The sequence below is a fragment of the Nonomuraea sp. NPDC003727 genome (genome assembly GCF_053586935.1).
The window spans coordinates 229,798-255,664 of the sequence record NZ_JBSFNE010000003.1 but is presented as its reverse complement, the minus strand read 5'-3'; the positions used below and the strand labels follow the sequence as shown (position 1 = coordinate 255,664).

Sequence of the window (25,867 nt, the reverse complement as noted above, 5' to 3'; positions counted from 1 at the left end):
ACTCCGTTTAACGGAGTGATGACAAGGCCGGCTTTCTCGCCTCGAAGAGCCAGGCGTTGAAGAGGGGATCGAGATCCTTGCCCGACAGCCGCTCGGCGAGAGCGACGAACTGCGGCGTCGTGACGTGACCGTACATGTGGCGGTCGGCCCACTCCTTGAGGATCCTGAAGAAGACGTCGTCGCCGACGCTCATGCGCAGCGCGTGCAGCGTCATGCCGCCGCGGGTGTAGACCGACTCGTTGAACAGGTCACCCGGCCGGGCCCGGCCGGGCGGGTAGGCCCACATCGCGTCGCCGGCGGGCCTGGCGTAGTAGCCGTCGAAGGCGCTCTGCGCGCTCGCCCTGCCCTTGTGCTCCGACCACAGCCACTCCGCGTACGTGGCGAAGCCCTCGTTGAGCCACAGGTCCTTCCACCGCTTGATCGACAGGCTGTCGCCGAACCACTGGTGAGCCAGCTCGTGGGCGATGATGCTCTCGTCCGGCCGGAAACCGCCGTACATCGGCTTCGTCTGGTTCTCCAGCGCGTAGCCCGCCGCGAAGTCGTCGACCACGCCGCCCGTCGACGAGAACGGGTAGGGACCGAACACCGTGGACCAGTAGTCGGTCACCTCGCCGGAGGTCGTGTAGAGGCTGTCGAGCGTCGAGGCGAACTTCGGGTCGGCGGCGGCCAGGTTGGGGATGCCCTTCGCGGTCGTGCCCTGGCGCAGCTCGAACCTGCCCAGCGTCATCGTCGCCAGGTAGGTGGCCATCGGGTGCTTCTCCGACCAGGTGAACGTGGTCTTGCCGGCGCGCGTGACGGGCTGCCCGGTCTGCTCGCCGTTCGCCAGCGCCGTCAGCCCCTGCGGCACGGTCAGCTCGAAGTCGAAGCGCGCCTTGTCGGCTGGGTGGTCGTTGGCCGGGAACCAGGTCTTGGCGCCGTTGGGCTGGCAGGCGACGAAGGCGCCGTCATCGGTCGGCACGAAGCCGTAGGTGCCGAGGTTGGTGGAACCGGTGATCGGCCGGGGCCGGCCCGCGTAGGCGACGGCGACGGTGAAGGCGCGGCCCTCGCGCAACTGCTGGGCCGGGGTCACCGTCAGCTCGTCGCCGCTGCGCGCGACCGTGGCCCGCGCGCCGTCGACCGTGACCTCGGAGACCTGGAACCCCGCGAGGTCGAGATTGAAGCGCGGCAGCGGCTGCGTCGCCTTGGCCTGGATCGAGGCCAGGCCGTTCAGCCGCTTGGCCGCGGGGTCATAGTCGATCTTGAGGTGGTAGCGCGTGACGTCGTAGCCGCCGTTGCCGTCCAGGGGGAAGTCGGGATCGCCGATGCCCCGGCCAGGCTCCCCCGGGCTCGTCACCGGAGCGGGCGGGGCGGACGACGCCGCGGTCCCGTCGAGCGGGGCGCAGGCGACCGCCCCCAGAAGCGTCAGGAGCAGAGCGGAGCGCATGGTCCATCAGCCTACGCGAGCCGCCGCGGCCGGGCACGCATAGTGGCAGCATCGTCACCCGGCGTTCCCATCGGATACGGCGAAGCCCCGGAGCGGCGGCGGCCTGCCCCGGGGCTTCGGGCGAGCATGATCGGGCGGACCCTACAGGTTGCCGCGACGCTCCTGCTCGCGCTCGATCGCCTCGAACAGCGCCTTGAAGTTGCCCTTGCCGAAGCCGAGCGAGCCGTGCCGCTCGATCAGCTCGAAGAACACCGTCGGGCGGTCCTGCACGGGCTTGGTGAAGATCTGCAGCAGGTAGCCGTCCTCGTCGCGGTCGACGAGGATCTTGCGCTGCTTCAGCTCCTCGATCGGCGCCCGCACCTCGCCGATCCTGGCGCGCAGCTCCGGGTCGTCGTAGTAGGAGTCGGGGGTGTCGAGGAACTCCACGCCCGCCGCCCTCATGTTGTCGACGGTCGTGAGGATGTCGTTGGTGGCCAGCGCGATGTGCTGCACGCCGGGACCGCCGTAGAACTCCAGGTACTCGTCGATCTGCGACTTCTTGCGGCTGATCGCGGGCTCGTTGAGCGGGAACTTCACCTTGCGGGTGCCGTCCGCGACGACCTTCGACATCAGCGCGGAGTACTCGGTGGCGATGTCGTCGCCGACGAACTCCGCCATGTTGGTGAAGCCCATCACGTTCCGGTAGAACTCCACCCACTCGTCCATCTTGCCGAGCTCGACGTTGCCCACGCAGTGGTCGATCGCCTGGAAGAAGCGCTTGGCCGGGGGCGCCACGATGGGCTCGGCCGCACGGTATCCGGGCAGGTAGGGGCCGGAGTAGTTGGACCGGTCGACCAGGGTGTGCCGGGTCTCGCCGTAGGTGGCGATGGCCGCGACCACGACCTTGCCGTTCTCGTCCTCCAGCGTGTACGGCTCGGCCAGCCCCTTGGCGCCCTTGGCGAGGGCGTGCGCGTAGGCCGCCTCGACGTCGGGCACCTCGATGGCCAGGTCGATCACGCCGTCACCGTGCTCGGCGACGTGGCGGGCCAGGTCGATGCCGTGTCCGTGGTCGCGCCCGCTTCGGCCTTCGTCGGCGCGCTGCGGCCGTACCGACGCGCGGAACTCGAACCGCGCCCCGCCCGAGGCGAGGACGTAGGCCACCTCGTCCCTGCTGCCGTTCTCCGGGCCGCGGTAGGCGACCAGCTTCATCCCGAACGCGGTGGAGTAGTAGTGGGCCGCCTGCTTGGCGTTGCCCACAGCGAACACCACGGCGTCCATGCCCTTGACCGGAAACTCATCGCTCATACCGATAACTCTCAATTTGTATGGACGCCTTGTGCAACTGTTACTTGAACCAGTGGACAATCTGTCCATGACCATCGACGAACTGGACGCCAAACTGCTCAGTCTGCTCTCCACTGAGCCGCGCCTCGGAGTTCTGGAGTGTTCGCGCCGGCTCGGCGTGGCCCGCGGAACGGTGCAGGCGCGACTCGACCGGATGATCGCCAGGGGGGTCATCACCGGTTTCGGCCCTGACGTCTCGGCGGCGGCGCTCGGCTACGACGTGACCGCGTTCGTCACCATGGAGATCCGCCAGGTGAGCGGCCACGATCCGGTCGCCGACCAGCTCGCGCGCATCCCGGAGGTGCTGGAGGTCCACACCATCACCGGAGGCAGCGACCTGCTGTGCAGGGTCGTGGCGCGCACCAACGCCGACCTCCAGCGCGTCATCGACCGGATCGTCGCCGTCCAGGGGGTTCTGCGGACTTCCTCGGTGATCGTGCTCGACACTCCGGTCCCATACCGAGTTCTGCCATTGGTCATGGATGTACCACGGCGAGGCGTGCGAAAGTCTTAGCATCGTTACCGATCGTTTATTCTTGGCCTTCCGCCAGCTGACGGGGGTTTGCTGAGCGTGCGATCGGGGGGGAGTCTGTGGCGAAGAGCGTGGGCAAACGGCGGATTCTGCGATGGGTGGCCATCGCGTTCGGTGCCGGGATCCTCGCGACGGTCGCGCTGTTCGGCGTCGCATGGGCCATGACGCCCATCCCGGACAGCACCCAGAAGGAAGCCACGGCGCAGGGCTCGGTGATCTACTACCGCGACGGCAAGACGGTCCTGGCCAAGCAGGGCGTCAACCGCAAGAACGTCAAGCTCGCCCAGGTGCCGCCGCACGTCCGCGACGCCGTCATCGCCGCGGAGAACCGCTCCTTCTACACCGACAGCGGCGTGTCGCTGAAGGGCACCGCCCGCGCCGTGTGGTCCACCGTCACGGGGCAGCAGCTGCAGGGCGGCTCCACGATCACCCAGCAGATGGTCCGCAACTACTACAGCGGCCTGAGCCAGGAACGCTCGATCACCAGGAAGTTCAAGGAGATCCTGATCTCCATCAAGGTCGACCAGTCCAAGTCGAAGGACTGGGTGCTCGAGCAGTACCTCAACACCATCTACTTCGGCAGGGGCGCCAACGGCGTCCAGGCCGCCGCGCAGGCCTACTTCGGCAAGAACGTCGAGAGCCTCACCGTCGCCGAGGGCGCCTACCTGGCCGCGGTCATCCAGCAGCCCAGCAGGTTCGCCGACCCCAAGGGCGGCGACCGCGCCGCCGCCGAGGCGCGCTGGAGGGCGGTCGTCGACGCCATGGTCCAGACGGGCGCCCTGACCGCCGCGGACGCCGCCAAGCAGGACTTCCCCGAGCTCAAGAAGCCCAGGGCCGCCTTCGCGCTCAAGGGTCAGGACCAGGTCATGGTCGACAGGGTGCGCGAGGAGCTCAACGCCCGCGGCTACACCGACGAGCAGATCGACAGCGGCGGCCTGAAGATCGTCACCACCTTCGACAAGAACCTCATGGGCGCCGCCGAGCGCGCGGTGAAGTCCGTGCTGCCGGAGTCCACGTCCACGAAGGTGCGCACCGGCCTGGCCGCGGTCGACCCCGCGACCGGCGAGGTCGTCGCCTTCTACGGCGGAAGCAAGGACCAGTCGTGGGACAACGCCTTCTCCGCGAAGGTGCAGGCCGGTTCGACGTTCAAGCCGTACACGCTGGCCGCCGCGCTCGACAGCGGCCTGCCCCTCTCGACCACGGTCAACGGCAATTCGCCCATCTCCGTGCGCGGCGCCTCCCAGCCGATCCCCAACGACAGCGGGCGTTCCTACGGATACGTCGACCTGATCCGCGCCACTCAGAACTCGGTCAACACCGCCTTCGTCGACCTCGGCCAGAAGGTCGGCCTCGACAAGGTCGCCAAGGTCGCCGAGGCGGCCGGCATCCCCGCCGCCCAACTCGAGGCGCAGCGGGCCTACGCCTCCTTCCCGCTCGGCGTCTCCTCCGTCAGCGCCGTGCAGAACGCCTCAGGCTTCGCCAGCTTCGCCAACGGCGGCGTCCACATGGAAAGCCACGTCGTCAAGTCGGTGACCGACGCCAACGGCAAGAAGTCGGTCATCAAACCCAAGGCGACCACCGTGGTCAGCGAGCAGGCCGCCGCCGACACGATCTACGCCATGGAACACGTCGTCAAGTACGGCACCGGCACCGGCGCCCGCCTCTACGACCGGCCGGTCGCCGGCAAGACCGGCACCACCGACAGCAACGCCGCGGTCTGGTTCAACGGCTTCACCCCGCAACTGGCCACCGCGGTCAACATGTTCCGCGACGACAACAAGACCGTCGAGGTCCCCGGGTACGGCGTGCAGTTCGGCGGCCAGCTGCCCGCCCGCATCTGGAAGGCGTTCATGACGGAGGCGCTCGACGGCGAGCCCGTCGAGCAGTTCCCCCAGCCGTCGCAGTACGGCTACGACCGCTGGGACGACACCCAGGCCCCCCGCGGCGACGACCGCGGCCCCGACACCGGCTACGACGACGGTTACGACACCGGCTACGACCGGCCCCAGGACACGTGGCCGGGCCAGTGGAACGGCGAGCGGCAGGACAACCCGCAGAGCCCGCCGCCGTCCGAGCAGCCGGCCACGCCGCAGAACCCGGTCGTTCCCGAGGAGACCGACAGGGGCGAGGCCCAGGACACCGCGCCGCCGAACACCGGCCAGCCGGCCGAGCCCGACCGGCTGGACGACGCCTCAACCCGCCCCGGGGGCCGCTAACTCGGCGAGCAGGCTTCAACCCGATCCGGGGGCCGCCAGTTCGGCGAGCAGGTCGGCCGGGGTGGTCACCGGGAGGCGGCAGGTGAAGCCCTGGCAGACGTAGGCGGCGGGCGCCCCGCCGACCAGCCCCCGTTCCTCAAGCAACGGCACCCTGACACCGCCCGCGCCACCGTCCACGCCGCTGCCCGCGCCGCCCGCGCCGCCGCTCGTGTCGCTGGCCGCGCCGCCCGCGCCGCCGCTCGTGTCGCTGGCTGCGCCGCCTGCGCCGGTGCTGGTGGGCGCGGGGCCCTCCGGCGGGGCGTCGCCCACGGCGATCACCATGCCCGGCACGTCGGCCAGCAGCGCCGCCCGGTGCAGCGCTCGCGTGCGCGGATCGTCCGCCGGCCCCACGATCGCCACCTCGACCGGCCCGGCCAGCGCGGCCTGCGCCACCGCCAGGCCCCAGCCCGCGAACCTCGCATGCCCCCCGGACAGCACCGACACCGTGCCGAGCGCCGACGCGGCGGCCTCCCGGTGCCGCGCCGACCCGGTCAGCGCCGCGTACGACAGCAACGCCCCCGCCGCGGCGAACTGCCCGGACGGCGTGGCGTTGTCCGTCGGATCCTGGGGCCGCTGGAACAGCCGCTCGGCGTCGTCCGCCGTGTCGAAGAAGCCGCCGCGCCCGTCCGCGAAGCGGGACAGGACCACCTCCAGCAGCCGCTCCGCCAGCGCGAACCACCGCACCTCGCCCGTCACCCCGTACAGCGCGAGCAGCCCCTCGGCCAGGTCGGCGTAGTCCTCCAGCACACCCGCGTTCCGCCCGGCGTGCCCGTCACGGGAGGTCCGCAGCAGCCGGTCGCCGTCGAGGTGCACCCGCTCCAGCAGGGTCGCGGCCTGCCGCGCCGCCTCCACCAGGTCGGGCCGCTCGAACACCGCTCCCGTCTCCGCGAGCGCGGCCACGGCCAGGCCGTTCCACGCCGCGACCACCTTGTCGTCGCGGCCCGGCCGTACCCGCTGGTCCCTGGCCGACATCAGCCGCGACCGCACCCTGGCGAACCGGTCGGCGTCGTCAGGGTCACCGAGCAGCTGCAGCACCGAGGTGCCGTGCTCGAAGGTGCCCGTCACCTCGAACAGCTCGATCGCCCACGCGGCGTCCTCGGGGTCGAGGACCTCCCGCAGCTGGGCGGGCGTCCAGACGTAGAACCTGCCCTCCTCGCCCTCGCTGTCGGCGTCGAGGGCCGAGGCGAAACCGCCCTCGGCGGTGCGCATCTCCCGCAGCAGCCAGTCGGCGGTCTCCAGCGCGACCCGCCTGGCCAGCGGCGCGCCCGAGGACTTCCACCAGTGCGTGTAGACCCTGAGCAGCAGCGCGTTGTCGTAGAGCATCTTCTCGAAGTGAGGGACCACCCACCCGGCGTCGACGCTGTAGCGGGCGAAGCCGCCGCCGAGCTGGTCGTAGATCCCGCCCCGCGCCATCGCCTCCAGCGTCCTGGCCGCCATGTCCCTGGCCGCCACGGCACCGTCGCCCTGGTATCTCAGCAGGAACTCCAGCACCATCGACGGCGGGAACTTGGGCGCGCCACCGAAGCCGCCGCGCACCGGGTCGAAGGACCGCAGGAGGTTCTCCACGGCCACCGTCAGCGTCTGGGCCGTCGGCACCGGACCGCTCGGCAGCGTCGATCCGCCGGTGAGCGCCTCGACGACCTTCGAGCCCTGCTCCACCACCTGCCGCCGGTCCTCGGTCCACGCGGTGTGCACCCCGACGAGCAGGCGCTGGAACTGGGGCTTCGGGAAGTAGGTTCCGCAGTAGAAGGGGTGGCCCTCCGGCGTCGCGAACACCGTCATCGGCCACCCGCCCTGCTGCGTCATGGCCTGCGTGGCGCTCATGTAGACGGCGTCGACATCGGGCCGCTCCTCGCGGTCGACCTTGACGTTGACGAAGCGCTCGTTCATCAGGCGGGCGGTCTCGACGTCCTCGAAGCTCTCGTGCGCCATGACGTGGCACCAGTGACAGGCCGAGTAGCCGACCGAGATCAGCAGCGGCACGTCGCGCCGTCGCGCCTCCTCGAACGCCTCCTCGCCCCACTCGAACCAGTCGACCGGGTTGTCGGCGTGCTGCTGAAGGTAGGGGCTGGTGGCATGCTTCAGCCTGTTCATAGGGCCAGCCTCTCACGCTCGCCACCCCCGGCGACCGCCCCGCCGACCACCGCCGTCCCCGCGCCCCCGCAACGCCCAGGCCCTTCCCCTCTCCCGGCTCCACCTGGCCATTCCCACGCCCAGGCCCGCGCTGGCGTCCACGGCGGTCAGGACTCCGGCGCGGGTCTCGGCCGGCTCGGCGATCCTGCGTTCGAGCGCCTCGGCGGAGTGCGGGCCGAGCGTGCTTCCCGCGGCCAGTCCTCCGCCCGGAGCTTTCCGCGTCCTTCTCGCGGCCGGCCCTTCATCCGGCCATTCGCGCTGCGTTCGATGTCCGCGACGCCCAGGCTGCTTCTCGGACGGCGGGCGGGTGCCCGGCCGGGTCGGGCGGGCCCACGGGTCCTCGGTGCGCGGCATGTCGTGGCCTGCCGTTGGGGGTCCGTGGCGGCGGGGACCGGAGTCCTGCTGGGCGGCGCGCCCGCGGCGGACGGCACCCCGCGACCGGGGAGGCGCCAGACCGGCTTGCCGTACGGGCCGGGCCGGGAAGGCGGGCCGACTCACGGGAGGCCGGACACCGGCAGACCTGGAGGACGGACCCGGAAGGTGGGGGATACGCAGAAGAGAGGGCTGGGTGGGTAGGTTACCGAGCGTGGACCTTGACTTCGTGAGCGCTCATGCCGAACGCGCCGCGACCGAGCTGACCCGCAGGGATGTGGCCCGCGCGCTGCTGGCCGTCCCGTCCGGGGTGGCGCTGGTGGCCCTGCCGGACCTGCGGCGGGCGATGCTGGCCGCCGGCAACCCGCTCTCGCCGGTCTTCTGGGACACCGCGAGGGCCACGCTCAGCTCGATCGAGGCCGGCACGGCCACGGTGGGCGACGTGCAACGCTGGCTGGAGGCCACCGGCAGCGAGCCGATCCTGCTCACGCCCAGCTACTTCGTCTGGCCCGAGGAGGACGAGCGCGGCCCGGTCGCCGAGGAGATGTACGCGCTCTTCGTCGCCTACCTGGAGCGGCGCGTCGAGGCGGGCGAGACCGACCCCGACGCCCTGGCGACGGGCGATCCGGCGGCCCGCGCCGCCTACGAGGAGCTGCAGGAGCGCTGGCTCAACACGGCGCTGCCGGACGGCAGGGTGCCGGTGCTGGTGGTGAGCGACGAGCAGGACGAGGAGTTGTTCGCGGCGTGGGACGAGGAGGAGTCCTACGCGCTGGCCGAGCTGCGAAGGATCCTCGACGAGCTGCCCAAACGCCCCGAGCTGCCGGAGCCCGAGCTGCGCCAGGCCGCGGCCAGGCTCAGGGAGGTGCTCGTCTTTCCCGGCTATCCCGGCAACGTGCTGCGGGCGTGCGCCGGGTTCGAGGGCGGGCTCATGCCCGACGACGACAGGGAGCTGTGGCTGTCGGTCGTCGCCGGGATCGCGGGCCCGGTCTCCGACCTGGACGAGGACGTGGACCTGGACCGGGTCCTGGGCCAGGACCAGGAGAAGGACCTGGCGCCTGAGCCGGCGGACGAGGACCTCACCCACGAGGAGGCGGTGCTGGCCGCGCTGTGCGCCATCCATCACGCCGACTGGCTGGCCGCGGTGGCGGCGCTGGCCCGGCTGGGGCCTGGCGTGCTGGCCTCGCCGGAGCGGATCGCCCGGCTCATCGCGGAGTCCGAGGACATCACGGTCGACATGGACGATCCCGACGACCTCGACACCACCGAGACCCTGTTCACCCACGTGACCGAGCTGTGGGCCTACCTGGGCATCGTGGACGAGGACGACGTCCTCACCCCGCTGGGCTGGTGGGGCCTGCCTGCGGCGCTGGAACGGGCCTGGTCGGCGGAGGAATGAGCGCGCGCGGCAGCCACCAGTTCCACCGGCCCACGACCGACACGCGCCGATCCGGCCCGCGCCCGTGACCAGGGCGGCACGGCCACGGTTTCCTCGCTCCCACGTCAGGGGGCGAGGTTCACCGTCACGCTGCCTCGACCAGGTCCTGGTAGTCGGGGTGACGGCTGATCCACTTGGCCACGTACGGGCACAGGGGACGGACCTTCAGCCCGGTGTCCCTGCTCACGTCGAGAGCCCGCCTGACGAGCCGGCCAGCCAGACCCTGCCCCTCGAACTCCGGGGCGACCTCGGTGTGGGTGAACACGATGACCGTGGGCAGCAGCTTGTACTCGGCGAACCCGGCGAGCCTGCCGCCCACGTGGATCTCGAAGCGGGACTCGTCCGGGTTGTCGACGATCGCGATCTCTTCGGTCACTTCTTGTCCAGGTCGGCCTCGTGGGGAACCTCGATCTTCGAGATCTGCTTGTTCATCGACTTGATGAGCAAGAACAGCGCGAATCCCAGGAGTGCCACGACGGTGAAGCCTAGGATGCCCGGGCTCACGTCACCAACGGCGAAGTACGTCACGCCGTCCAGTCTACGTGCGGGCGCACGCGGTCTCCTCGGCGTGTATGCCCGCGAACAGGTCGTCCTCGGGAAGCCTGGTGTCGACCAGCGAGCGCGCGAGGTGGTAGTCCTCGGTCGGCCAGATCTCCTGCTGCAGCTCCCTCGGGCACACGAACCAGAACCCGTCGGGGTCGACCTGGGTGGCGTGCGCCATCAGCGCCTCGTCGCGGGTCTTGAAGAAGTCGCCGCACGGCACCCGCGTCGTCACCGGCCACTTCTGCGGGCGGTCCTCCCAGCGGGCGATCCAGTCGGCGTACGGCGAGCCGATGCCGCGCTTGGTCATCGCCTCGTGCAGCGCCTCGAACCGCTCCTTGGTGAAGCCCATCTGGTAGTAGAGCTTCAGCGGCTGCCAGGGGTCGCCCGCGCCCTGGTAGCGGTCGGGGTCGCCGGCGGCGTCGAAGGCCTCGACCGACACCCTGTTGGTCATGATGTGGTCGGGGTGCGGGTAGCCGCCGTCGTCGTCGTAGGTGAGCATCACGTGCGGCCTGAACTCGCGCACCGCCGCCACCAGCGGCCTGGCGGCCACCTCGAGCGGCTGCAGGGCGAAGCACCCCTCCGGCAGCGCCTCCTCCTCGCTCTCGGGCAGGCCCGAGTCGACGAAACCGAGGAAACGCTGGCTCACTCCGAGGATCTCGCGCGCGCGGTCCATCTCCTTGCGGCGGACCTCGGCGATGTTGGCGACGATCTCGGGCCGGTCCATCTTGGGGTTGAGCACGGAACCGCGCTCACCGCCCGTGAGAGTACAGACGAGGACCTCAACGCCATCCGCGACATAACGCGCCATCGTGGCGGCGCCCTTGCTCGACTCGTCGTCGGGATGGGCGTGGACGGCCATCAGCCTCAGCGTGGCGCTCACTGGCTCGCTGTCTCCTCACATCGGACCGGGTCACTCGCCACAGGAGGTTTACTTCTCCTGGGCGGTCGCGGGGGCGCACCCCCTACAGGCGACAATTGTCTCGGACAACACCGCGGAGTGCAGGGAGATTCCGTCATGGCCACCAGAGATGCCGAGAACGGTCCGGTTCTCGGCACCCCGGACGACTTCATCGACCGCCCGGAACGGCAGGGCAGGCTCGTCGTCCATGTCGTGATCGCGGTACTGGTGGCGATCATCGCTGGCGGATGGGGTTACGTGATGTGGACCGCCACCGGTCAGGCCACGGTCCCGCAGCAGGTCATCGCCTTCGACGCGAGCAGGCCCGACTCCGCCGAGATCACGTTCGGCGTCGGCAGGCCGGCGGACAAGACCGTGGTGTGCCGGTTGAGGGCGACGGATGCCAACCATGTGGAAGTAGGTAGCAAAGAGGTAAGGATTCCGGCCGGTGAGGGGTATATCCAACTGAAGGAGCGCCTGGACACCAGTGCTCAGGCATCCTCAGTCCACATCCAGTCCTGTTATCTCGTATAGTGAGACGTTTGGGGAAGCGTTGAGCGTGTAAAGTTGTTACTCTTTCGCGATTCGCGGACCCAAGTGAACACAGGGCCCCCAAGGAAGCAAGGAGAACCCGTGGCCGACTCTCGCGATGAGAACGTCACCTGGCTGACGCAGGAGGCGTACGACCGCCTGAAGGAGGAGTACGACTACCTCTCGGGCCCGGGTCGTGTTGACATCGCCAAGAAGATCGAGGCTGCTCGTGAAGAGGGCGACCTGCGGGAGAACGGCGGGTACCACGCGGCCAAGGACGAGCAGGGCAAGATCGAGGCTCGTATCTACCATCTCAGGCAGCTCCTCGACAGCGCGAAGGTGGGCGAGGCCCCGAAGACCGAGGGCGTGGTGGGTCCCGGCATGACCGTCACGATCCGCTTCGAGGGCGACGACGACGAGGTCACCTTCCTGCTCGCCTCCCGCGAGGAGACCGGCGCACCCATAGACGTCTACTCGCCCAAGTCGCCGCTCGGTGCCGCGATCAACGGCAAGAAGATCGGCGAGAAGGCGACGTACGCCATGCCCAACGGCCGTCAGAACACGGTCGAGATCCTCGAGGCCGTGCCGTACATCGGCAACTGAATCCCGACCAGCAGATCCGCCGGGCAGCGGGCCCGGCGGATCTTCAGCGTGCGCAGGGAGGAATCAGGCAGGACCTGTCCTTCCTGGTGTACGGCGACCGCCCGCGCACGCCGCGGCCGCCCGGCCCGTACGGCCCGCCCCCGCCCAGGCCGCCCCGCGGCCAGCGGCTGGTGCCCTTCATCGCGGTGACGCTCGCCATGGTGATCGCCGCCGACGTGGCGTTACTCGGTGAGTTCTCCGAGAAGGAGCCGGCCCCGGCCGCCGTGACGGCCACGAAGCTGGCCCCGCGGGAGAACCTGGTCGCCGAGCGCGAGACGGCGCCCCCGGTGCAGCCGCTCGGCAAGCTGCGCAAGCCCAGCGTGTTCGTGGTGACGCGCAAGCCGCTGCGGCGCGCCACGATGGAGAAGGTCGTCAAGGTCAAGGGCATCCAGGCGGTGGAGCTGGCCGACGCCGCCTCCGTCACGATCGACGGCAAGCGGGTGCAGACGCTCGGCGTCGACCCCTCCAGCTTCCGGTCCTACACCCCCAAGGTGACCGCCTCGTCCGACGGCCTGTGGGCCAACATCGCGGGCGGCGACGTCGCCGTCTCCTTCGTCCTCGGCAACGACGGCGGGCTCTCGCTCGGCCGCAGCGTGCCGGGGCCGCGCGGGCAGCTCAGGATCGGCGCCTACGCGACGATGGGCATGGGCGCGGTGGACGCCGTCGTCTCCAGGGACAAGGCCCGCTCCCTCGGTTTCCCGCAGAACAACGCGATCGTGGTCAGCGCCCCGAAGGCCGACACCGCCACGCTGCGCAGGGCGCTGCTGCGGGTGTTGCCGAAGGGCTCGCAGGTGGCCGCGATCAACCCGGTGCTGGCCGCGCCGAAGAAGGTCACGCAGTGGAGTTCGGGCTCGTTCATGACGGCCGCGCAGCTGACCACGGCGCTGCAGGCGGGGGCGGGCAAGCTGGGCCGGCCGTACGTGTGGGGCGCGGAGGGGCCGGACACCTTCGACTGTTCGGGGCTCGTGCAGTGGGCCTTCGCCCAGGCGGGCGTGCGCATGCCGCGCGTCACCCACCAGCAGTGGGTGACCGGGCCGCAGGTGCCGCTGGCGCAGGCGCAGCCCGGCGATCTCATCTTCTGGCGGAGCGACCCCACCAACCCCGGCTACATCTCTCATGTGGCGATTTATTGGGGTAACGGCAAAGTGCTGCAGGCGCCGAGAACCGGTGACGTGGTGAAGATCTCCCCCCTCAGCACGCGCAACCTGGCGGGCGTCGTGCGGGTCAGCCCGGTCATCGCCGCCCGCGTTCGCTGACAGCTTTCCTCCGACGGCACGACTGAGGCTGGCCCTTGTCCGGCAATTGTGTAATTCTCATTACATGGATACTGACGAAGCAACCAGCACGCTGCGGGCGTGGTTCACGGGCCGGCTGCCCGAGACCTGGTTCACCGGCCCCGTGACCATCGTCCTCGACCGCGAGGAGATCGCCGTCATCGGGACCCTCCCTGAGCCCGAGGCCGGCTCCGACGCCGAGAAGGCCGCCACGATCGACGGCCTCGTCCGGCGCTTCAGGGAAGAGACCCGAGAGCGCCGCATCGAGATCGCCACGGAGGCCGAGCGGAAGTTCCGCCGCAAGGTCTCGTGGGGGGTGACCTGCGGCGACGAGACGGTGATGTTCACCACACTGTCCGTGCCCGTGATGACCAGGCTGCGGCAGTCCGAGCGGCAGGTCCTCGACACCCTGGTCGCCGCCGGCGTGGCCCGCAGTCGCAGCGACGCGCTCGCCTGGTGCGTACGGCTGGTCGGCAAGCACACCGACACCTGGCTGACCGAGTTGCGCGACGCGCTGCAGCATGTCGACCGTATTCGCGCAGCTGGCCCTTCCGGAATGGACTGAACCAATCTCCTGATTGGTTTAGACCTTTCCTCTTGGTCTGGACCAATTAACTTTCTTTAAATCTCTTCTCGGTGGGTAGGTTCCCTCTCCATCAAGGCCGCTGCCTGCGCAAAGGTCTACGCCAATTCGCCTTTGTCGGCATTAGTCGTTAATGATGACGTGGCCCAGATAAGAGTGGAGGAGCCGCTGCCGTGTCCCTTTCCGTTGAAGTACCCAGCCCGACGTCCAACCAGAAATTGGCCGACTGGGTGAACGAGATCGCCGCCCTGACCCAGCCCGCCAGGATCGAGTGGTGCGACGGGTCCGAGGCCGAGTGGACGCGCCTGACGAACCTGCTCGTCGACCAGGGGACCTTCACCCGCCTCGCCAAGAGGCCCAACAGCTTCTACGCCAAGTCCGACCCGAGCGACGTCGCCCGGGTCGAGGACCGCACCTACATCTGCTCCGAGCGCGAGGAGGACGCGGGCCCGACGAACAACTGGATCGCGCCCGCCGAGATGCGCGCGACCTTCGGTGAGCTGTTCAAGGGCTGCATGCGCGGGCGGACGATGTACGTCGTGCCGTTCTGCATGGGACCGCTGGGCGGGGAGATCTCCCAGCTCGGCGTGGAGATCACCGACTCGCCGTACGTGGCGGTGTCCATGCGGATCATGACGCGGATGGGCGCTGAGGCGCTGCGCCTGATCGAGCAGCGTGGAGCGGCGCGAAAGGCCGAAGAGAGCGACGAAGGAGCCAACGAAGGCCGCAGCAAGCGCGACCATGAGCACGGCGACTTCGTCAAGGCCGTCCACTCCGTCGGCGCGCCCCTGGCCGAGGGGCAGCAGGACGTGCCGTGGCCGTGCAACTCGACCAAGTACATCAGCCACTTCCCCGAGACCCGCGAGATCTGGTCGTACGGCTCCGGCTACGGCGGCAACGCGCTGCTCGGCAAGAAGTGCTACGCGCTGCGCATCGCCAGCGTGATGGCCCGCGACGAGGGCTGGCTGGCCGAGCACATGCTCATCCTCAAGCTGACCCCGCCCACGGGCGAGACCCGCTACATCGCCGCCGCCTTCCCGAGCGCCTGCGGCAAGACCAACCTCGCCATGCTCCAGCCGACCGTTCCCGGGTGGAAGGTCGAGACGATCGGCGACGACATCGCCTGGATGCGCTTCGGCGAGGACGGCAGGCTGTACGCCATCAACCCGGAGGCCGGCTTCTTCGGCGTGGCGCCCGGCACCGGCGAGACCACCAACGCCAACGCCGTGAAGACGCTGTGGGGCAACAGCATCTTCACCAACGTCGCGCTCACCGACGACGGCGACGTGTGGTGGGAGGGGCTGACCGACGAGCCGCCGGCGCACCTCACCGACTGGAAGGGCCGCTCGTGGACGCCCGACTCCGAGGAGCCGGCCGCCCACCCGAACGCCCGCTTCACCACCCCGGCGTCCCAGGCGCCGACCATCGCCCCCGAATGGCAGGACCCCAAGGGCGTGCCCATCTCGGCGATCCTGTTCGGCGGCCGCCGCGCCACCGCGGTGCCGCTGGTCACCGAGTCGCTGAGCTGGCAGCACGGCGTCTTCCTCGGAGCCAACGTCGCCTCCGAGAAGACCGCCGCCGCCGAGGGCAAGGTCGGCGAGCTGCGCTACGACCCGTTCGCGATGCTGCCGTTCTGCGGCTACAACATGGGCGACTACTTCGGCCACTGGCTGTCCGTCGGCCGCCGCGAGGACGCGCGGCTGCCCCGCATCTACTACGTGAACTGGTTCCGCAAGGACGACGCCGGCCGCTTCATCTGGCCGGGCTTCGGCGAGAACAGTCGCGTGCTGAAGTGGATCGTCGAGCGGCTGAACGGCGAGGCCGAGGCCGTACCGACGCCGATCGGGCTGCTGCCGAGGGAGCTCGACACCGAGGGGCTCGACCTGTCGGAGGAGGACCTGCGCACGCTGCTCACCGTCGACCGTGAGGTGTGGCGCCAGGAGGCGGCACTGATCCCCGCGCACTTCGAGAAGTTCGGCGACCACCTGCCCAAGGAGCTGTGGGCCGAGTACGAGGCGCTCCTCGACCGGCTGTGATGTCGAGGCCATGCCGGGCGGGGACGGCCCGGCATGGCGGTGGACGGTTCCTCCGCGTGCCACGCGGCATATGCCTGCGCTCTTCCTGCGCGTGCCCGAACTGAGGGAAACTTTTGAGGGGACGCCACGCGTCTCATAAGCACACGGGCGTCGTCCTTCCCTCAGGGGGCAGTACATGGCATTCGTTCTGTTCTTTCTCGCGTTACTGCTGGCCGTCGCGGTCGCGAAGACCACGTCCTCGCTCCTGCGGGAGCACGCCAGGGTCCGGGAGGTGGCGGCGCACGCCGGCGGCGATCTGGGCCATTACGAGCTCGCCTACCTCGCCGGCGGCCCCCTGCGGGTCGTCAACACCGCGATCGCCCTCCTGGCCAGGGCGGGCGCGCTGCGCGTCTCCCGCGGCGGCCTGGTGCACCCCGTGGCGGGAGCCGACTCGGCCGATCCCGTCGAGCGGGCCGTGCTCGCCGCCGTGGCCGTGCTGCCCGGCGGCATGCCGGTGCACGCGCTGCGCCACGAGGTCGGCACCGGCCCCGCCATGGACGACCTGCGACACCACCTCATGGGGGCCGGCCTGCTCGTGCCCGACGGTTCGCTGGTGCCGGTCCGTACCCATCTGACCCGCGTGAGCGGCTTGTCGGGCCTCGCGGCCATACTCGGGATCTTCACGGCGGTCATGCTCGTCGCCGGCGCCGTGCCCGTCGAGCCGCTCTCGGTGGCGACGGTGCTCATCTGCGCGATCGTCTGGCTGGCCGGCCGGATCGTCGCCCGGCGGCAGCGACGCGCCCTCACCAACATCCTCAGCCGTGCCGGGCAGGCGGAGCTGCTCCGTGCCGAGCAGCGGCACGTGCGCGGGGCGGCCGCCCCCGACCTCGCCTTCGCCATCGGCGTGCCCGTCGCCCTGTACGGCCTGAGCGAGCTCGACGACGCGACCCTCAGGGACGAACTGGACGAGAAGCACAAGGCCGTCTCGTCATCGAGCTGCGCCTCGGGGTCCTGCGGCGGCGGGTCGGGCTCCGACACCCTCCACGGCGGCGGCGACTTCGGCTCCTCCTCCGACGGCGGCGGCTCCAGCTGTGGCGGCTCCAGTTGTAGTGGCGGGTCCGGTTGCGGCGGCGGGTGCGGTGGCGGCTGCGGCGGCGGGTGACGGGATGCGCCCGATGGACGGCCGGCTCGGCGTGGGCATCGGCTGGCGGCCGGAGATCGACCTGACGGTGGAGCGCCTGCCCGACGTCGACTTCGTCGAGATCGTCGCGGAGAACATCAGGCCGGCCGCGCTGCCCGAGTCGCTGCGCGTCCTGAGGGAAAGAGGCGTCCCCGTGGTCCCGCACGGCGTCGGCCTCGGCCTCGGCGACGCCACCCCGCCGGACCCCGCGCGCCTGGCCCACCTGGCGGCCTGCGCGCAGGCGCTCGACGCGCCGCTGGTGAGCGAGCACCTGGCGTTCGTGCGCGGGGGCGGGATGGAGGCCGGGCACCTGCTGCCGGTCCCGCGCACCCGCGAGACGCTCGTGGTCGTCGCCGACAACATCAGACGCGCCCAGGACGCGCTGCCCGTCCCGCTGGCGCTGGAGAACGTGGCGGCCATCTTCGGCTGGCCGGAGGACGAGCTGACCGAGGCCGAGTTCCTCGGCGAGCTGGTGGCGCGCACCGGGGTCGGGCTGCTGGTCGACGTCGCGAACCTCTACACCAACCAGGTCAACCTCGGCCTGTCCGTGGTCGCGGCGCTGGACACGCTGCCGCTGGCCGCGCTGGCCTACGTGCACGTGGCCGGCGGGCACCTGCACGACGGCGTCTGGCACGACACGCACGCGCAGGCGGTCCCTGAGCAGGTGCTGGAGGTGCTGGAGGAGCTGTGCGCCCGGGTGGCGCCGCCGGGCGTCCTGCTGGAGTGGGACGACCACTACCCGAGCGACGCCGCGCTGGCCGGCGAGCTCGACCGCATCCGCACGGCCATGGCCGCGGGCGCCCGCCGCCTGGCGACCTCGTAGGACCGGGCATGGAGGGTCACGGCAGCGTGCAGGCGGGGAGCGGGTCGCAGGCGCTGAGGGAGGCCGGGCCGGAGGAGGTGACGGAGGTGTCGGGAGTGTCGGGGGAGCTGTCGCGGGGTGCCGCGGGGCCCGAGCGGTCGCTGGAGGACGTCAGGGCGCGGCTGGGGGAGGCGCAGGCGAGCGTGGTCGCGGCGCTGGTCGCGGGTGGCGCCCCGCCCGCCGGATTCGACCAGGTACGGCTGGCCGTCCAGGCGCGCAGCCTGCTCGCCAAGCGGCGCGGCATCGTGGCGAGGCTGCGCCCCGACGCCGCCGCGGCAGCGGGGGCCGCGCTGGTGGCCGAGTTCGCCGCCTACGCCGCCGCCCGTACCGAGCCCCCGGCCCGCTACCGTGCCGACGCCGACGACTTCGCCGACTGGCTGCGCGCCCGAGGGATCCTCCACGACCCGCCACCGCGCCGCCGCGGGCGCCTGCCGTTCCCCTGGCGCCGCCGCTGAACCGGGGGACACCCCCCACAGTGCGGGTCGGCCACCCTTCGCCTCGCAGCGGCCCGAGCCTCGGTCCTGCCGTTCTTCCTGGGGCCGCGGTGAGTCCCGGGGAGCTCTTGCCGAGGTCGGCCAGACATCCTATGTTTGCCGCGTGATAGTCGACGCCCACCAGCACTTCTGGAACCTGGAGACCGGCGCCTACTCCTGGCCCACTCCCGACCTGCCGGCGATCCACCGCACCTTCGGCCCCGCGGACCTGGCGCCCGAGCTGGCCGCCGCGGGCGTCGACCGGACGGTCGTGGTCCAGGCCGACGACTCCTTCTGGGAGACCGACGCCATGCTGGCCCACGCCGACGCCCACGACTTCATCGCCGGGGTCGTCGGATGGGTGCCCCTCGACCGCCCGGAGGAAGCCGCCCGAGCGCTCGAGCGCTACACCAGACATCCGAAGTTCGTCGGCGTCCGGCACCTCATCCACACCGAGCCCGATCCCGACTGGCTGATCGGGGAAGCGGTGCTCGACGGGCTCGGACTGCTGGCCGAGGCGGGCGTGCCGTTCGACGTGGTCTCGCTGCTGCCCCGGCATCTGGAGCACGTCGTCACGATCGCCGAGCGGCACCCCACGCTCAACCTCGTCATCGACCACCTGTCCAAGCCCAGGATCGCCGCCGGTGAGCTGGAGCCGTGGGCGTCGCTGCTGCGCGCCGCCGCCGCCTGCCCCACCGTGTACGCCAAGGTGTCGGGCCTGGTCACCGAGGCCGACCACGCCCGCTGGACCGTGGCGGACCTGCGGCCCTACGTGGAGCACGCGGTCGAGGTGTTCGGGCCGGACCGGCTGATGTTCGGCAGCGACTGGCCCGTCTCGCTGCTGGCGGCCGACTACCGGACGGTCTTCACGGTGTACGGGGCGCTTCTCGGGGGGATCGACCGCGACAAGGTGCTCGGCGGGAACGCCGCCCGTTTCTACGGCTTGAGCGCGATGTAGCGGCCCGTCGCAGGCCGGAGGTTCGCGGCTATTTGCGTGGTTTATGCTATTTTGCTACTTTTGGGCCGTTGTGCAACGAGCTGTGACATGTTCGTTGCCGTTTCATTGCCCGGACCGCGCGTCATCTCAGGCCAGTCCGCCGGACGCGCGGCCGCCGAATCCGTATCCACGGAGCCGGGGACCCACTTCCCTTGGGGTGAATCGAGCGCCCGCTCAGCGGCGCCCGTAGGGCACTTCCCAGCCCGAACCCGTCAGCTAACCCGGTAGGCGGCATGGAAGCCAAGGAGCAGACCCTTCATGCCCACGCATCTCACCTACCGGCTGGGACGCGCGCTGCTCGGCGCCGTCATCACCGCTGGCTCCGTGACCGCGGTCGCCACCGGTGCGCAGGCCGCCCCCCAGCCCGGCGTCGTGTCGCCGGTCTCCCGGACCCACGCTCCGGCCGCCGCCGCGGACGCCCCGGCGGTGCTCGGCCGGGCCGCCCACCTGATCGACGCCAGGACCGGCAAGGTCTACTTCAGCAAGAAGGCCGATCGGCGCATGCCGGTGGCCAGCATCACCAAGGTGATGACCGCCTACACCGTGCTGAAGGAGGCCAAGCCCACGGACGTGGTCAAGGTCACCTCCGCTGACGTGCGCTACGCCTCGAAGGGCGGCGCCTCCGTGGCGTACCTGCGCGCCGGCGACCGGCTCACCGTGGAGGAGATGCTCTACGCCCTGATGCTGCCCTCCGGCGCGGACGCCGCCCACGCGCTGGCCCGCTCGTACGGGCCCGGTGTCGACGCCTTCACGGCGAAGATGAACGCCAACGCCCGCGCGCTCGGGATGAAGGACTCGCTGTACGTCAACCCCGACGGGATGCCCGCCAAGGGCGGCGGCTACTCCACCGCGCGCGACCAGGTACGGCTCGCCCAGGCCGCGCTGGACAACAAGACGATCAAGAAGGTCGGCTCCACCCGGTACCGCTCGCTCCCCGAGACGGCGGAGCACGGCGCCTACTCCTGGCGCAACACCAACCGCCTCCTCGGCACGCCGGGCGCCGTCGGCCTGAAGACCGGCTTCACGCGCGCCGCGGGCTACACCCTCGCCTTCGCGGCCGAGCGTGACGGCCATCGGCTGGTCGGCGTGATCCTGGGAGAGTCCAGCTCCAGCCGCCGCTTCGACACCGCCGAGGCGCTTGTCGACTGGGCGGCGACCAGCGGCAGGCTCTGACCGGCGGGGCGCACGCGCCCCCATGGTCCCGCCGCGTCCGACCACCGCCCGCGGCGACGGATGTGGCGAGCGGGCCGGACGGTTCCACCGTGGCGCTGGAGGCGGCACCGGATCGCCGACAGCTCGCCAGGAATCCGCCTAAGGGGGCCAGCAGTCTCGAAAGGCGGTGATAATTGCCTGTTAGGTCGTGAGTCGACCACTAAGGCACAGCACCGCTGGGGAGGAACTCCGTGGGCCTGCGCGATCTGGTCTACCGGCTGTACGAGCGCCGGTTGGAGGCCAAGCTGTCCGCCGACAGCGGCGACTTCCCCCGCCATGTCGGGGTCATCATCGACGGCAACCGCCGTTGGGCGCGCGCGATGGGCATGCGCGACGTCAGCAAGGGACACAGGAAGGGCGCCGACAAGATCTCGGAGCTGCTCACCTGGTGCCGTGAGGCGGGCGTGGAGGTCGTCACGGTCTGGATGCTGTCCAGCGACAACCTCAACCGGCCGAAGGAGGAGCTGGAGCCGCTCCTGAGGATCATCGAGGACGTCACCCAGGAGCTCGTGGCCGAGGGCTGGCGCATCATCCCCGTCGGCGCGCTCGACCTCCTCCCCGACCAGACGGCGAATGTCCTGAAAACCGCGAAAGAAACCACATCGCACCGTCCCGGGCTGATTGTGAACGTTGCGGTTGGGTATGGAGGAAGACGTGAGATTGCCGATGCGGTGCGCTCACTCCTCCAGGAGCACGCAAGTAGGGGGGCGAGCATCGAGGACCTGGTCGAGGTCCTCGATGTGGAGCACATCGCGGAGCATCTCTACACTCGCGGTCAGCCCGATCCCGACCTCCTCATCAGGACGTCGGGCGAGCAACGACTGTCAGGCTTCCTGCTCTGGCAGAGCGCCCACTCCGAGTTCTACTTCTGCGAGGCCTACTGGCCTGACTTCCGCAGGGTCGACTTCCTGCGGGCGCTGCGCGACTACGCCGCGAGACACCGGCGTTACGGCTCCTGAGACATGTTCACGAACAGCACGTGAACAGACGCTTGGCCGCTTCGGCGGCGGGTATCCAGGACCTAACGTTGGAAGTGGCCGACCACAGGCCGGTCACTCCGGAGAGGGCCCGCCTTTGCGCACTGACCTGCCGAGGGGGGCCGGTACCCGGCGCCCCACGCGGGGCGCGGGCCCGGTCCGAATTCCCGCCTCGTCTGCAGGGCGCCCCTTCCACGGGCGCCCGGGGGAGAACGTGTGGCAGTGTCCTCGAGCAACAACTCCACCACCAAGCGCACCTACGTGCTGGACACCTCGGTCCTGCTCGCCGACCCGGCGGCGATGACCCGCTTCGCCGAGCATGAGATCGTCCTTCCGATCGTCGTGATCACGGAGCTGGAGGCCAAGCGGCACCATCCCGAGCTCGGCTACTTCGCACGCAAGGCACTGCGCTACCTCGACGACCTGCGGGTGCAGCACGGCAGGCTCGACGAGCCGATGCCGACAGGCGAGGGCACGATCAGGGTCGAGCTGAACCACAGCGACCCCTCGATCCTGCCGGTCGGGTTCAGGCTGGGCGACAACGACACCCGCATCCTCACCGTGGCGCGCACGCTCGCCGCCGAGGGCAAGGACGTCGTGCTGGTGTCCAAGGACCTGCCGCTGCGGGTGAAGGCCGCCTCCATCGGCCTGTCGGCCGAGGAGTACCGCGCCGAGCTGGTCATCGAGTCGGGCTGGACCGGCATGGCCGAGGTCCAGGTCACCACCGACCACGTGGAGACGCTGTTCGAGCACGGCTCCGCCGACCTGGAGGAGGCGCGCGAGCTGCCCACCCACACCGGCCTGCGGCTGCTGTCGGCCAGGGGCTCCGCGCTCGGCAGGGTGCTGCCCGACAAGTCCGTACGGCTGGTCCGCGGCGACCGGGAGGCCTTCGGCCTGCACGGCCGCTCGGCCGAGCAGCGCATCGCCCTCGACCTGCTCATGGACCCCGAGGTGGGCATCGTGTCCCTCGGCGGCAGGGCGGGCACCGGCAAGTCGGCCCTGGCGCTCTGCGCCGGCCTGGAGGCCGTCCTGGAGCGCCGCCAGCACCGCAAGGTCGTGGTCTTCCGCCCGCTCTACGCGGTCGGCGGCCAGGAGCTCGGCTACCTGCCGGGCAGCGAGGGCGAGAAGATGGGCCCGTGGGCGCAGGCCGTCTACGACACGCTGAGCGCGGTGACCACGCCCGAGGTGATCGAGGAGGTCCTCGACAGGGGCATGCTGGAGGTCCTGCCGCTCACCCATATCCGCGGCCGCTCGCTCCACGACGCCTTCGTGATCGTGGACGAGGCGCAGTCGCTGGAGCGCGGGGTGCTGTTGACGGTGCTGAGCAGGATCGGCGCCAACTCCCGCGTCGTGCTGACCCACGACATCGCCCAGCGCGACAACCTCAGGGTCGGCCGGCACGACGGCGTGGTGGCGGTGGTGGAGAAGCTCAAGGGCCATCCGCTGTTCGCCCACATCACGCTGACCAGGTCCGAGCGCTCGCCGATCGCGGCGCTGGTGACCGAGATGCTGGAGGACATCACCCTGTAGAGCGGTGATCAGGAGGGCGCACCCGCGGGGGTCAGGTCGTGGAACTCCGCGCAGGTGCGCCTTCCCGTCGTCGACGAGGCCGACACGGTCCTGGTGATGTTGACCTGCACCTTGGCGATCTCGGGGCGCAGCCGCGCGGTGCAGACGATCTGGGCGAGCGCCGCCCGGCTCAGCTCCCGCTCGCCGGTGAGGGTGACGTACAGGACGAGGCTCTTGTTGTCCGGGTCCATGCGCTGGGTCCGCTGGCCGATGGGCTCGGCGTCCACGGCCTGGTAGCGCATGCCGTACAGGTCGGTGTCCTGGCCGGACTCGACGGGATGGTTGGCGAGGTCCATGAGCGTGCGCATCAGGTCTTCGGGGGTCTTGCTGGCGACCCTGACCTCCTGCAGCGCCAGGCGGCCCTTCTTGATGAGGTAGACCTTGGCCCAGATCGGCTCGGTGCTGATCACGGGCGCCGAGGTGAGGACGGTGACCGGGGTGGGCGTGATGCCGCACCCGGTGAGCGTCAGCAGAACCAGCAGGATCCAGGCGCGTCTCATGCGTGCGGCAGCCAGACCGTGAAGAGGGTGCCGGGGCGCTGCGCGCGCACCGAGATCGTGCCGCCGTGCAACTGGGCGTTGGCCCGCGCGATGGACAGGCCGAGCCCGCTGCCCTGGCTGCGGACGCGCCCCGTGCCCGCCTTGAAGAAGCGGTCGAAGACGTGCGGGATGGCCTCGGCGGGGATGCCGTCGCCGTGGTCGCGCACCTTCACCTCCAGCCCGTTCATGGTGCTGCGGGCGGTGACCAGCACCGGCGGGCCACCGTGTTTGAGGGCGTTGCCCACCAGGTTGGCGACGATGACGTCGAACCTGCGGGGGTCGAGGTTGACGACGGCTCCGGTGGGCGCCTGCACGCTGACCCGCTCGCTCCAGCCGCGCACCTCCAGGCTGTCGCTGATGGCGTCGGCGACGTCGACGGACTCCAGCGCCAGCGTGGCCGTTCCCGCGTCGAACCTGCTGACCTCGATGAGGTGCTCCACCAGCTCCCTCAGCCGCTCCATCTCCGACAGCACCAGCCTGACGGCCTTCGCGGGCTGTTCGGGCAGGCGGTCGGCCTCCTCCGCGAGCATGTCGGCCACCGCGGTCATCGCGGTGAGCGGGGTGCGCAGCTCGTGGGAGACGTCGGCGACGAACCTGCGTGACATGGCCTCCAACGCGCGCAGCTCCGAGACGCTCAGCTCCAGCGCCGCGGCGGCGTCGTTGAAGTGCGCCGTCAGCTCCGACAGCTCGTCCTTGCCCCGGACCGGCAGCCGCGTGTCCAGCCGGCCGCGGCCGAGCGCCTGGGCGGCCGCGCTGAGCCTCCCCACGGGAAGCAGCACGTGCCTGGCGGACACCAGGGCCACGGTCAGCGCGATCAGCAGGGTGATGGCGCCGGCCTGGGCGAAGGCGTCCCTGAGGTTGGACAGCGTCCGCTCCTCCTCGGCCAGCGACACGTACTCGTAGACCAGCAGCCCGGTCGGCCTGGGGACGTCGTCGGTCCCGGCGCGGTAGACCTGCGTGCCGAGGACGAGCCAGAGCTCGCCGTCGATGATCCTGCGCTGGCTGACCAGCTTGCGCAGCGCCTGGCCGCGCAGCTCTCCCGACACGTCGTCGGGGCCGAACGCGCCCGTCTCGTCGCGGTAGTAGAGGCCCTGGTACTCCAGGAGCGCGTGGCGGTCGGGCCCGGACAGGGCGTTGGCGAGGTTGTTCAGCTCCTCGCCGCTCGGCGGCACCTCGCCGGGGCGCAGCTCGCCGACGGCGAAGTCGATGCGCCGCAGGTCCTTGGTGAGGTCGTCGACGGCGTTCCTGGTGGTCCTCTCGATCAGCGCGCCCTTGGCCAGCCCGAAGCCGATGCCCGCGACCAGGGCGGAGGCGGCGACGGCGACGAGGGTGAAGGTGATGACGAGCCGGCCGCGCAGGCCGGTGAGAAACGCGATCACGGCGGGCTGAACCGGTAGCCGAATCCCCGCACGGTGTGGATGAACGTCGGCTCGGCGGGCCTGGGCTCGATCTTCGCGCGCACCCGCTGGACGCAGGCGTCGACCAGGCGGGAGTCGGCTACGTGGGTGTGGTCCCAGACCGCGCGCAGCAGGTAGCGCCGGTTGAGCACCTGGCCGGGGTGGCGGACCAGCTCCAGCAGCAGCCGCAGCTCGGTGGGCGTGAGGTGGATCTCCTTGCCCGCCAGGCTGACCTTGAGCGCGCCCCTGTCGACGACCAGGTCGCCGAAGGTGATGCGGTCGGAGGTGGCCGACTCGGCCCTGCGCAGGATCGCCCTGATGCGCGCGTCGAGCACGCGCGGCTCGACCGGCTTGACCACGTAGTCGTCGGCGCCCGCCTCCAGGCCGACGACCACGTCGAGGTCGTCGCCCCTGGCTGTGAGAATGATGACGGGCAACTGGTCGAGCTTGCGGATACGCCGGCACACCTCGACGCCGTCGATGCCGGGGAGCATGACGTCGAGGATGGCGATCTCGGGCCGGCGCGACCTGACGTGGTCGAGTGCCTCCTCGCCGGTCGCGTAGGAGGTGACGGAATGACCTTGGCGGGTCAGTGCCAGCTCGAGCGCGGTCCGAACGGAGGGGTCGTCTTCGACGAGGAGGATTCCTGCCACGCGCACATTATTCTTCCGACTTGGGGAGATGCGTTCCGTGTCACGAAAC

At 70.6% G+C, this 25,867-nt stretch carries 23 protein-coding genes and 1 riboswitch; of the genes, 15 read left to right on the top strand and 8 right to left on the bottom strand.

Features of this window, described 5'->3' with window-relative positions:
• Positions 1–7 precede the first annotated feature (7 nt).
• Positions 8–1,423 (bottom strand): M1 family metallopeptidase, encoded by a 1,416-nt coding sequence (locus tag ACWDLG_RS09935; protein WP_449917985.1) that lies wholly within the window; start codon positions 1,421–1,423, stop codon positions 8–10.
• Positions 1,424–1,564: 141 nt separating this feature from the next.
• The gene (gene hppD, locus ACWDLG_RS09930) at positions 1,565–2,707 is read right to left on the bottom strand and encodes a 4-hydroxyphenylpyruvate dioxygenase (RefSeq protein WP_449917983.1); all 1,143 of its coding nucleotides are present in this window, start codon (positions 2,705–2,707) and stop codon (positions 1,565–1,567) included.
• Positions 2,708–2,774: 67 nt separating this feature from the next.
• Between hppD and ACWDLG_RS09925 the strand changes: the two genes are divergently transcribed.
• Positions 2,775–3,260 (top strand): Lrp/AsnC family transcriptional regulator, encoded by a 486-nt coding sequence (locus ACWDLG_RS09925; RefSeq protein ID WP_449917982.1) that lies wholly within the window; start codon positions 2,775–2,777, stop codon positions 3,258–3,260.
• A 116-nt stretch (positions 3,261–3,376) separates the two neighbouring features.
• On the top strand, positions 3,377–5,494 hold the full coding sequence (locus ACWDLG_RS09920) for a transglycosylase domain-containing protein (protein WP_449917981.1): 2,118 nt from the start codon (positions 3,377–3,379) through the stop codon (positions 5,492–5,494).
• 15 nt (positions 5,495–5,509) lie between these two features.
• Here ACWDLG_RS09920 and ACWDLG_RS09915 read toward each other — a convergent pair whose 3' ends face one another.
• On the bottom strand, positions 5,510–7,627 hold the full coding sequence (locus ACWDLG_RS09915) for a thioredoxin domain-containing protein (protein ID WP_449917978.1): 2,118 nt from the start codon (positions 7,625–7,627) through the stop codon (positions 5,510–5,512).
• Between the two features lie 625 nt (positions 7,628–8,252).
• Between ACWDLG_RS09915 and ACWDLG_RS09910 the strand changes: the two genes are divergently transcribed.
• Positions 8,253–9,434 (top strand): hypothetical protein, encoded by a 1,182-nt coding sequence (locus ACWDLG_RS09910; protein ID WP_449917976.1) that lies wholly within the window; start codon positions 8,253–8,255, stop codon positions 9,432–9,434.
• 124 nt (positions 9,435–9,558) lie between these two features.
• Here ACWDLG_RS09910 and ACWDLG_RS09905 read toward each other — a convergent pair whose 3' ends face one another.
• Both ACWDLG_RS09905 and mca read right to left on the bottom strand, forming a co-directional pair.
• Positions 9,559–9,849 carry a GNAT family N-acetyltransferase gene (locus tag ACWDLG_RS09905; protein WP_449917973.1) on the bottom strand — a complete coding sequence of 97 codons (291 nt, stop codon included), beginning with the start codon at positions 9,847–9,849 and terminating at the stop codon, positions 9,559–9,561.
• A 162-nt stretch (positions 9,850–10,011) separates the two neighbouring features.
• Entirely contained in the window at positions 10,012–10,896 is an 885-nt protein-coding gene (mca, locus tag ACWDLG_RS09900) for a mycothiol conjugate amidase Mca (RefSeq protein ID WP_354905667.1), read from the bottom strand.
• Between the two features lie 135 nt (positions 10,897–11,031).
• Here mca and ACWDLG_RS09895 point away from each other — a divergent pair, with 135 nt between their 5' ends.
• The 12 genes from ACWDLG_RS09895 to ACWDLG_RS09840 all read left to right on the top strand — a co-directional run bounded on the left by ACWDLG_RS09895 (position 11,032) and on the right by ACWDLG_RS09840 (position 23,190).
• Positions 11,032–11,448 (top strand): DUF4307 domain-containing protein, encoded by a 417-nt coding sequence (locus ACWDLG_RS09895; protein WP_449917970.1) that lies wholly within the window; start codon positions 11,032–11,034, stop codon positions 11,446–11,448.
• A gap of 99 nt (positions 11,449–11,547) precedes the next feature.
• Positions 11,548–12,048, top strand: coding sequence for a transcription elongation factor GreA (greA, locus tag ACWDLG_RS09890; RefSeq protein ID WP_354905672.1), 501 nt, complete (start codon positions 11,548–11,550; stop codon positions 12,046–12,048).
• Positions 12,049–12,134: 86 nt separating this feature from the next.
• Positions 12,135–13,343, top strand: coding sequence for a C40 family peptidase (locus tag ACWDLG_RS09885; RefSeq protein ID WP_449917967.1), 1,209 nt, complete (start codon positions 12,135–12,137; stop codon positions 13,341–13,343).
• 64 nt (positions 13,344–13,407) lie between these two features.
• Positions 13,408–13,926: a hypothetical protein gene (locus ACWDLG_RS09880; protein WP_354905677.1), complete on the top strand. Its 519-nt coding sequence runs from the start codon at positions 13,408–13,410 to the stop codon at positions 13,924–13,926.
• Between the two features lie 191 nt (positions 13,927–14,117).
• Positions 14,118–15,980: a phosphoenolpyruvate carboxykinase (GTP) gene (locus ACWDLG_RS09875; protein WP_449917964.1), complete on the top strand. Its 1,863-nt coding sequence runs from the start codon at positions 14,118–14,120 to the stop codon at positions 15,978–15,980.
• Between the two features lie 175 nt (positions 15,981–16,155).
• The gene (locus tag ACWDLG_RS09870; protein ID WP_449917963.1) at positions 16,156–17,121 is read left to right on the top strand and encodes a TIGR04222 domain-containing membrane protein; all 966 of its coding nucleotides are present in this window, start codon (positions 16,156–16,158) and stop codon (positions 17,119–17,121) included.
• 4 nt (positions 17,122–17,125) lie between these two features.
• Positions 17,126–17,962 (top strand): DUF692 domain-containing protein, encoded by an 837-nt coding sequence (locus tag ACWDLG_RS09865; protein WP_449917960.1) that lies wholly within the window; start codon positions 17,126–17,128, stop codon positions 17,960–17,962.
• 8 nt (positions 17,963–17,970) lie between these two features.
• Positions 17,971–18,456 (top strand): hypothetical protein, encoded by a 486-nt coding sequence (locus ACWDLG_RS09860; protein ID WP_449917957.1) that lies wholly within the window; start codon positions 17,971–17,973, stop codon positions 18,454–18,456.
• Between the two features lie 142 nt (positions 18,457–18,598).
• Positions 18,599–19,432, top strand: coding sequence for an amidohydrolase family protein (locus tag ACWDLG_RS09855; protein WP_449917955.1), 834 nt, complete (start codon positions 18,599–18,601; stop codon positions 19,430–19,432).
• Positions 19,433–19,574: 142 nt separating this feature from the next.
• A riboswitch (cyclic di-AMP (ydaO/yuaA leader) is annotated at positions 19,575–19,717 on the top strand.
• A gap of 12 nt (positions 19,718–19,729) precedes the next feature.
• Complete coding sequence (locus ACWDLG_RS09850) at positions 19,730–20,644, top strand: D-alanyl-D-alanine carboxypeptidase family protein (protein WP_449917952.1); 915 nt, start codon at positions 19,730–19,732, stop codon at positions 20,642–20,644.
• A gap of 230 nt (positions 20,645–20,874) precedes the next feature.
• Positions 20,875–21,642, top strand: a complete 768-nt coding sequence (locus ACWDLG_RS09845; RefSeq protein WP_354905693.1) for an isoprenyl transferase — start codon at positions 20,875–20,877, stop codon at positions 21,640–21,642.
• Between the two features lie 234 nt (positions 21,643–21,876).
• On the top strand, positions 21,877–23,190 hold the full coding sequence (locus tag ACWDLG_RS09840; RefSeq protein WP_354905695.1) for a PhoH family protein: 1,314 nt from the start codon (positions 21,877–21,879) through the stop codon (positions 23,188–23,190).
• Positions 23,191–23,198: 8 nt separating this feature from the next.
• Here the strand turns inward: ACWDLG_RS09840 and ACWDLG_RS09835 are convergent, their stop codons facing one another.
• From ACWDLG_RS09835 to ACWDLG_RS09825, 3 genes are read right to left on the bottom strand one after another with little or no spacing between them, the layout of a single operon-like run.
• Positions 23,199–23,729 carry a hypothetical protein gene (locus ACWDLG_RS09835; protein WP_449917949.1) on the bottom strand — a complete coding sequence of 177 codons (531 nt, stop codon included), beginning with the start codon at positions 23,727–23,729 and terminating at the stop codon, positions 23,199–23,201.
• The gene (locus ACWDLG_RS09830) at positions 23,726–25,147 is read right to left on the bottom strand and encodes a HAMP domain-containing sensor histidine kinase (protein WP_354905699.1); all 1,422 of its coding nucleotides are present in this window, start codon (positions 25,145–25,147) and stop codon (positions 23,726–23,728) included. The genes ACWDLG_RS09835 and ACWDLG_RS09830 overlap by 4 nt, the downstream gene beginning before the upstream one ends.
• The gene (locus ACWDLG_RS09825; protein WP_354905702.1) at positions 25,144–25,818 is read right to left on the bottom strand and encodes a response regulator transcription factor; all 675 of its coding nucleotides are present in this window, start codon (positions 25,816–25,818) and stop codon (positions 25,144–25,146) included. The genes ACWDLG_RS09830 and ACWDLG_RS09825 overlap by 4 nt, the downstream gene beginning before the upstream one ends.
• Between the last annotated feature and the right edge of the window lie 49 nt (positions 25,819–25,867).